Origin of the sequence: Mycobacterium sp. (assembly GCF_032162605.1) — a bacterium.
Taxonomy (GTDB): Bacteria; Actinomycetota; Actinomycetes; order Mycobacteriales; family Mycobacteriaceae; genus Mycobacterium.
In genome coordinates, this window is record NZ_JAVROT010000315.1 from 1 (window position 1) to 6,442 (window position 6,442).

Annotated in this window: 9 protein-coding genes; 5 read left to right on the forward strand and 4 right to left on the reverse strand. The window is 68.0% G+C overall.

Features of this window, described 5'->3' with window-relative positions:
* The coding region (locus QOI01_RS18170; RefSeq protein WP_526383337.1) for a sensor histidine kinase at positions 1-447 on the forward strand (447 nt) is incomplete at its 5' end.
* On the opposite strand, the gene QOI01_RS18175 is transcribed toward QOI01_RS18170, so the two are convergent.
* Positions 434-1,759 carry a carboxylesterase family protein gene (locus QOI01_RS18175; protein WP_526383339.1) on the reverse strand — a complete coding sequence of 442 codons (1,326 nt, stop codon included), beginning with the start codon at positions 1,757-1,759 and terminating at the stop codon, positions 434-436. The two genes, QOI01_RS18170 and QOI01_RS18175, sit on opposite strands and share 14 nt — an antisense overlap.
* Positions 1,760-1,836: 77 nt before the next feature.
* Here QOI01_RS18175 and QOI01_RS18180 point away from each other — a divergent pair, with 77 nt between their 5' ends.
* Positions 1,837-3,258 (forward strand): DUF2252 domain-containing protein, encoded by a 1,422-nt coding sequence (locus tag QOI01_RS18180; RefSeq protein WP_526383341.1) that lies wholly within the window; start codon positions 1,837-1,839, stop codon positions 3,256-3,258.
* A 10-nt stretch (positions 3,259-3,268) separates the two neighbouring features.
* Here QOI01_RS18180 and QOI01_RS18185 read toward each other — a convergent pair whose 3' ends face one another.
* From QOI01_RS18185 to QOI01_RS18195, 3 genes are all read right to left on the reverse strand, one after another.
* Positions 3,269-3,568: a DUF4193 family protein gene (locus QOI01_RS18185; RefSeq protein ID WP_526383343.1), complete on the reverse strand. Its 300-nt coding sequence runs from the start codon at positions 3,566-3,568 to the stop codon at positions 3,269-3,271.
* Positions 3,569-3,709: 141 nt separating this feature from the next.
* A complete protein-coding gene (locus QOI01_RS18190; protein ID WP_526383345.1) occupies positions 3,710-4,384 on the reverse strand; it encodes a zinc-binding dehydrogenase in 675 nt (224 codons plus the stop codon).
* Position 4,385: 1 nt separating this feature from the next.
* The gene (locus tag QOI01_RS18195; RefSeq protein WP_526383347.1) at positions 4,386-4,820 is read right to left on the reverse strand and encodes an alcohol dehydrogenase catalytic domain-containing protein; all 435 of its coding nucleotides are present in this window, start codon (positions 4,818-4,820) and stop codon (positions 4,386-4,388) included.
* Between the two features lie 97 nt (positions 4,821-4,917).
* Between QOI01_RS18195 and QOI01_RS18200 the strand changes: the two genes are divergently transcribed.
* The 3 genes from QOI01_RS18200 to QOI01_RS18210 are packed head-to-tail and all read left to right on the forward strand — an operon-like array spanning position 4,918 to position 6,415.
* Positions 4,918-5,337: a LysR family transcriptional regulator gene (locus tag QOI01_RS18200; RefSeq protein WP_526383349.1), complete on the forward strand. Its 420-nt coding sequence runs from the start codon at positions 4,918-4,920 to the stop codon at positions 5,335-5,337.
* A 59-nt stretch (positions 5,338-5,396) separates the two neighbouring features.
* Complete coding sequence (locus QOI01_RS18205; protein ID WP_526383351.1) at positions 5,397-5,936, forward strand: methylated-DNA--[protein]-cysteine S-methyltransferase; 540 nt, start codon at positions 5,397-5,399, stop codon at positions 5,934-5,936.
* Positions 5,933-6,415, forward strand: coding sequence for an RNA polymerase sigma factor (locus QOI01_RS18210; RefSeq protein WP_526383353.1), 483 nt, complete (start codon positions 5,933-5,935; stop codon positions 6,413-6,415). The genes QOI01_RS18205 and QOI01_RS18210 overlap by 4 nt, the downstream gene beginning before the upstream one ends.
* Positions 6,416-6,442: the final 27 nt, after the last annotated feature.

A 6,442-nucleotide genomic window follows, 5' to 3' on the forward strand; every position in this document is an offset into this window, starting at 1 on the left:
TTCGTCGCGTTCGACGTCACCGAACTCCTCGACCGTGCCGCGCACGACGCCCTTCGGATCTATCCCGGTCTGCAGGTGACCCTGACGCCGTCGCCGTCCAAGCTGATAGTCGGGCTGCCCGCGGGGCTGCGGCTGGTGATCGACAACGCCATTGCGAATGCGGTCAAGCACGGCGGCGCCTCGGAGATACGGCTGAGCGTCGTGAGTTCCGTTGCCGGCGTGGAGATCGCGGTCGACGACAACGGTGCAGGAGTGCCGGAGGAAGAGCGCACCGCCGTCTTCGACCGGTTCGCCCGCGGCTCGACGGCGTCGCGTTCGGGTTCGGGACTGGGTTTGGCGCTGGTCGCCCAACAGGCCGAATTGCATGGCGGCACAGCACTGCTGGACGTCAGTCCCCTTGGGGGCGCACGACTGTTGCTGCGACTTCCCGGTTTCAGTGCCGCCTGAGCGTGCCCGGCAGGCGCACGTGGGCATCCGCCTGGTCGAACATCCCGCGAGCGAACTCGTACCAGAGTTGCCTCATCGGGGGTCCCAGTTCGGCGAGGGTCTGCTCGTGCCCCGATCCGAGCATTGGTGCGCTCGCCCAGTCGGCGGATGACCCCATCAGGAAGGGAAGCTCGATGCAGTGGCAAGCTCCGAGGGGCCCGTCGCTTGGCCGCCAATCGAAACGGTACGTCAGGGCGTGGCCGCCGCCGCGTCGGTGTCGTTTGGCGAATGCGGCCGCGGGACGGCTGAACAGGCGCCCGGTGAAGTACGCGCTCAGGAGTCGGCGCACCATCGGTCCGACCACCGCGACGTCGAACATCGGCGCCATTCGTGGATTCAGCTCGAGGAAGGGCAACGCGTCGTCTGCCGTCGTGCCGATCATGATGGGCACGCGGGCAGCGACGCCGCGGTGACGGGCCTCGACCCGATCGTCGGCCGGCAGCGGATGGTGCCCGGTCTGAGGCCCGAAGGGCATTTGCGCCTGCGCGCCGAAGCCGACCGCCGCCGAGGCAGCGGCCAGCTGCGCCGCCAGCAGTTCTTCGGTGGTCGCCGTCTCGAAGCTACCGCCAAGAGCGTCGCGCGCCGCGGCCCCCATGGCGTGGCTCATCGCGGCACGGCCACGCTGGACTCCGAGCGGGGCGCTCTGCAGGATTGCGCGGTGGAAGAGGTTCTCGGCCCCGTCGGCAATCATCAGATAGGGGGCGGAGTCCGCCCCCGCGGACTGGCCGAAGACGGTGACGTTCGTCGGGTCGCCGCCGAAGCCGCCGATGTTCTCGCGGACCCATCGGAGAGCGGCAATCTGATCGAGCAGGCCCAGGTTGGCCGGTGACACGCCGTCGATCGCGAGATACCCGAAAATACCGAGGCGGTAGTTCACGGTGACGGTGACGACGTCACCCTCGTCGGCCATCGCCGACAGGTCGTACGAAGGGGCTTGGCCGCTGCCGCTCACATAGGCGCCACCGTGGAAGAACACCATGACGGGGCGCGCGGTGCCGTCCGGCAGGGGAGCGACGACGGCGAGGGTGAGGCAGTCTTCGTCCTGCGACAGATCGTCGAGCAGCGACCCGACGACGAATTCGAGGCGCGAGGGGAACTGCGGGCACGCGGCCCCGCGTGCGATCGCGTCGATCACCCCGTCTGGGGTGGCCACCGGGGTGGATTCCTGGAATCGGCGTGCATGCGCGTAGCGCAGCCCGAGCGCGCGAATCAGCCTGCCGTCGCGGAGAACCCGGAACCGGCCGGCGGGCAGCGTCAACACGTCGTCGTCCATGGCCTCAACCGACATTACGGGTCCGGGGCCCGGGATCTCGCCGCTTGGGAGCCCTCGCGGTCGTAACATCGCCCCACATGGACGGTGGCGTGGCAACCGGCGGGCACATTGTTCTCGCCGAGGCCGACGGCGGGGCGTATCGGTCGCTGCGGCAGCGGCCGGTAACTCGGGCCGAGCGCTATGCCCTCGGCAAGAGTCTGCGCAAAAGGGTGCCGCGGAAATCGCTCGCGGACTGGACGGCGCCGTCCGACCGGCCGACTCCGGTTGACCTCATCAACGCCAGCCACCAGGGCAGAGTCGACCGGCTGATCCCGATCCGGGTCGGTCGCATGATCGATTCGCCGTACGGGTTCCTTCGCGGCGCCGCCGTCGTGATGGCATCCGACGTCGCGCGGCTGCCGGCGACCGGCATCACGCCCGTCGTCTGCGGTGACTCGCATCTGGGCAACTTTGGGTTCTACGCCTCACCGGAGCGGGACCTGGTGATCGATCTCAATGACTTCGACGAGGCGCATCCCGGCGGCTGGGAATGGGATCTGCGCCGGCTGGTTGCCAGTATCTGGGTGGCCGGTCGTCACAACGGGACGTCCGAGAAGCACTGCGGCGCGTCGGTGCGGTCCTGTGTCAGCGCCTACCGTCACGAGCTGCGACGACTGGCGGACCTGCCGCTCTTCACCCGGTCCTTCGTGCGACTGGACGTCGACCGGCTCGCCGCCGAGACGGCGGGCCCGCTGCAGCGACAGGTCACGCGTTCGGCCGAACGGGCACGGCACCGTACCGGCGACCGGGCGCTTCCCCGCTTCACCCACGAGGTGGACGGTCTGCGAAGGATCGTCGAGGAACCGCCCCTGATCACCCGGCCCGGCGCGCGCGAGGCGGAGGCACTGGCCGAAGCCCTCGACGACTACCTGGAGACCCTTCCCGCGTACTGGCGACGCGTTCTCGGCGGCTACACCCTCGTCGACGTCGCGCACAAGGTGGTCGGGGTGGGCAGCGTCGGCCTGCGCGCCTACGTGGCGCTACTGGAGGGCTCCTCAGCCGAGGACGTGGTGTTCCTGCAGCTCAAGCAGGCTCGGCGGTCGGTGCTGGCGCGCTACGTACACGGCGATTCGGCGTGGCACGCGCATCAGGGTCAGCGGGTGGTCGAGTACCAGCAGTCGCTGCAGACGGTGAGCGACCCGCTGCTGGGCTGGACCACCATGGGCGGTCTGCAGTACTACGTGCGGCAGTTCCGCAATATGAAGGGCCGGATCCCGTTGGATTCGATGGATGCATTCGCGCTCGCCGATTATGCGGGAGTCGTCGGACAGCTGCTGGCCAAGGGGCATGCCAGAACCAGCGGCGCCTCGATGATTGCCGGGTACATGGGCGGCTCCGACCGGGTGGACAAGGCGCTGTGCACGTTCGCACGGCGCTATGCCGACCAAACCGAAGCCGACCACGCGGCTCTGGTCGCCGCCGTCGCCCGCGGACTGCTGCCCGTCGAGCGCGGGGTCTAGAAGAACCGCCTCAGGCGCAGTCGGCGCAGATCATCCGGTCGCCGACCTGCCTGGCGAGGCGGTGGCTGTGCTGCACCAGGAAGCAGCTCGAGCAGGTGAACTCGTCGGCCTGCTTGGGGACGACTCGGACGGTGAACTCCTCACCGGAGAGGTCTGCTCCCGGAAGTTCGAAGTCCTCGAGTTCCTGCCCGTCGTCGACGTCGAGCACGGCGGTCGCGGCGTCGTTGCGACGACCGGCCAGCGCCTCCAACGACTCATCGGCGACGTCGTCGGTTTCCTTCTGACGAGGGGCGTCGTAATCAGTAGCCATTTTTGGTCCTTTCGGTCTTGAGCTGGCGTCACCACAACGTGAACGGTGCGCAGCTTGTTCCCGTCCACGAACCACGCCAAACGCCGATGTTCGGCTTCACCTCGATTCACGTTGACAATCCAGCCGAATCCCAGTGCACGCTCAGGAACCGGCCACTCCGTCGACGTCGTCCCGGGGCAACAGGACGGTCCGATCGAACGGGCCGCCGTGTGCGGCAGCGTACGCGACTGCTTCGTTTACTTGGCTCAGCTGGAACGTCGTCACGGCTTCGTGTCTGAGATCGAGGACGCCACTGCGGATCATCTTGATCAGACGGTGATTCGCCGTTCGCGTGTACATCCACTGACCCCGAACGGTCACCGAATTCCGCATCAGCCATGGATACGGCGGCTCGAGGTCGCCTCCCCCGAGCGTGCCGACGCCGCCCATGAGCACGACGCGGCCGTATGGACGCACCGTCATGGCCGTAGTCCGCACCGGGCCGGTGCCCGCGCTGGGCGGCAGCAGATCGAGCACGACGTCGATCGAATCCGGTGCCGTCGCCTGCATGGCGGACCGGTCGGTGTCGCCGTCACCGGTTAGCGTCACCGTGCGGATCCGTTCGCCGAACCGCAATTTCAGGTCATCGAGGATCCTCTGGTTGCGGCCTGGGTAGACGACGGCGGCGGCTCCCATGGCGAGGGCGACGGCCACGCCCGCACTGCCGAAGTTCCCGGTCGCCCCATCGATGAGTACGGTCTCGCCCACCTGTAGATCGGCGGCCAACAGGCCGCCGTAGGGCACCAGCAGCACGCCGAGTGCCGTCCACCGCGGCACGTCAGACTGGGTCGACGTCGCCGAGTGCGACGGCGTTCTCCGTCGGCACCAGCATCCGCTCGGAGAAGGGCCCGTCGTGGAAGTAGCGCGAGAGGGCCAGTCCGCCCTCGCCGGCCGAACTCCAGCCCTGCAGGGTGATGTCGGGAGCCACCGCGTCGTCGCGTGACCGGACCGTCGAATCGCACCACACCAGGTCGCCTGGACGGAGTCGGGTGGCGTCGGGACCGGTGGCCACCACGCGGCCGATGCCGCCGACTCCCGATACCACCGGTGGTTCAAGGGGATAGCTGCGCTCGCCACTGAAGACCTCTGCGGCATACGGCGGTATGCAGGTGGCGAGCACCTCGACCAGTACTTCACTTGATCCGATCTGTGGATCGCGAACCTCTCTGAGGGACAGCGGCTTTCCGAATGCCTCGAGCACTGCGGCTTTCATGTGTTTCTCCCTTCGACGTCTTCGGCACCGCCGAATTCAGAGCCGGTCATGCCATGCAAACCGCGCGAGTTCGGCATACGTGGTACGACGTTTACGCATGGATCCCTCACTGACCGATCTTCGCGTCCTGCGTGCGACCGCCGAACGAGGCAGCTTCAGCGCAGCGGCGGCGGAGCTCGGCTACAGCCAGTCGGCGGTCTCCCGGCAGATCGCCGCACTGGAACGGGAAACGGGCGCGACCCTCTTCGAGCGGCACCGGGCAGGCGTGCGACTCACCGAGAACGGTCTGATAGTTCTGCGGCAGGCGCGGGTGGTGCTCGACGAGATCGCCGCTGCCGAGCGTGAACTCACCGGCGCCGAACCCGACGTGCATGACTGCCCGACGGGGTGCAGTTGCTGCGCGTCGACGGCGGGCCCGACGAACGTCGCCGGGCTCTCGTCGCGCGGATGCCGAGACGGCCGTCCCGTGCCGTCGTTGCGGTCATCGATGCGCTTCGGGGTGGGGTACCCGAGCTGATCTCACGTTTCGCGCATCGTGGACGTCTTCCCTCTGTACAACCGATACCCGAGGAGACCATGACCACGTGGCACACCGTCGTCCCGACGGATATGGGCGATCTCACGATCGTCAAGGACGAGACCGGCCTGCGCGGCATCTACTTTCCGCACCACTGGAACCTGCCGAATCCCGATACGTTCGGGCCCAGGCTCGACCGGGATTTCGAGAACGTTACCCGACAGCTCGCGCAGTACCTGGCGGGGGAGCGTCGGCACTTCGAGCTCGAACTTGCTTCCGTCGGTGATGAGTTTCAGCACTCGGTCTGGAGCCTGGTGGCTCGGATCCCGTACGGCGGCACGACCACGTACGGCGACCTCGCCGCCCGAATCGGCGGTGGAGTCACAGCCCAGGAGATCGGTGCGGCGGTGGGCCGCAACCCGCTGTCGATCGTCGTTCCCTGTCACCGGGTGGTGGGACGAAACGGCAAGCTCACCGGGTACGCAGGCGGCCTGGCGCGCAAGCGGCACCTGCTCGAGTTGGAACACGACCAGACGTCGGCCAGTCCGGCACTATGGGAACTTCGTGAACTCCGAGGACGGAGCGTCTACTCAACGTGACGGTCAAACGGGCCTTCGAGGCCGTCGTCTCCGACCACGGGGCGGCGGTTCTGCGGTTCTGCCGTGCCGTGGCCGGACCGGATGACGCCGACGACGCCTGGTCGGAGACCTTCCTGTCCGCGATGAAGGCCTATCCCGAGCTGCCCGCTGACGCGAACGTGGAGGCCTGGCTGGTGACGATCGCGCACCACAAGGCCATCGACGTCACCCGCGCAAGGGCACGACGCGCGATCCCGACCGACGACCTGCCCGAGACCCCGAGCGCCCCCGGCGCGGAACGCGACGACGATCTCGCCGACGCACTCACGCGATTACCCGACAAGCAGAAGCGGGCCGTGGCCTACCACTACCTCGCCGGCCTGCCCTACGCCGAGGTCGCCGCCGTTCTCGGTGGCAGCACCGACGCGGCCCGCCGCGCTGCCGCCGACGGCATCGCCGCTCTGAGACGCACCTACCCGAGAGAGGGACCCGATGATTGACGACCACCTCGTCCGCGACCTGTCGCG

Coding starts and splice junctions, on each gene's coding strand:
- QOI01_RS18175 (WP_526383339.1), bottom strand. CDS start 1,759: ATGGACGACGACGTGTTGACGCTGCCCGCCGGCCGGTTCCGGGTTCTC.
- QOI01_RS18180 (WP_526383341.1), top strand. CDS start 1,837: ATGGACGGTGGCGTGGCAACCGGCGGGCACATTGTTCTCGCCGAGGCC.
- QOI01_RS18185 (WP_526383343.1), bottom strand. CDS start 3,568: ATGGCTACTGATTACGACGCCCCTCGTCAGAAGGAAACCGACGACGTC.
- QOI01_RS18195 (WP_526383347.1), bottom strand. CDS start 4,820: ATGAAAGCCGCAGTGCTCGAGGCATTCGGAAAGCCGCTGTCCCTCAGA.
- QOI01_RS18200 (WP_526383349.1), top strand. CDS start 4,918: ATGGATCCCTCACTGACCGATCTTCGCGTCCTGCGTGCGACCGCCGAA.
- QOI01_RS18205 (WP_526383351.1), top strand. CDS start 5,397: ATGACCACGTGGCACACCGTCGTCCCGACGGATATGGGCGATCTCACG.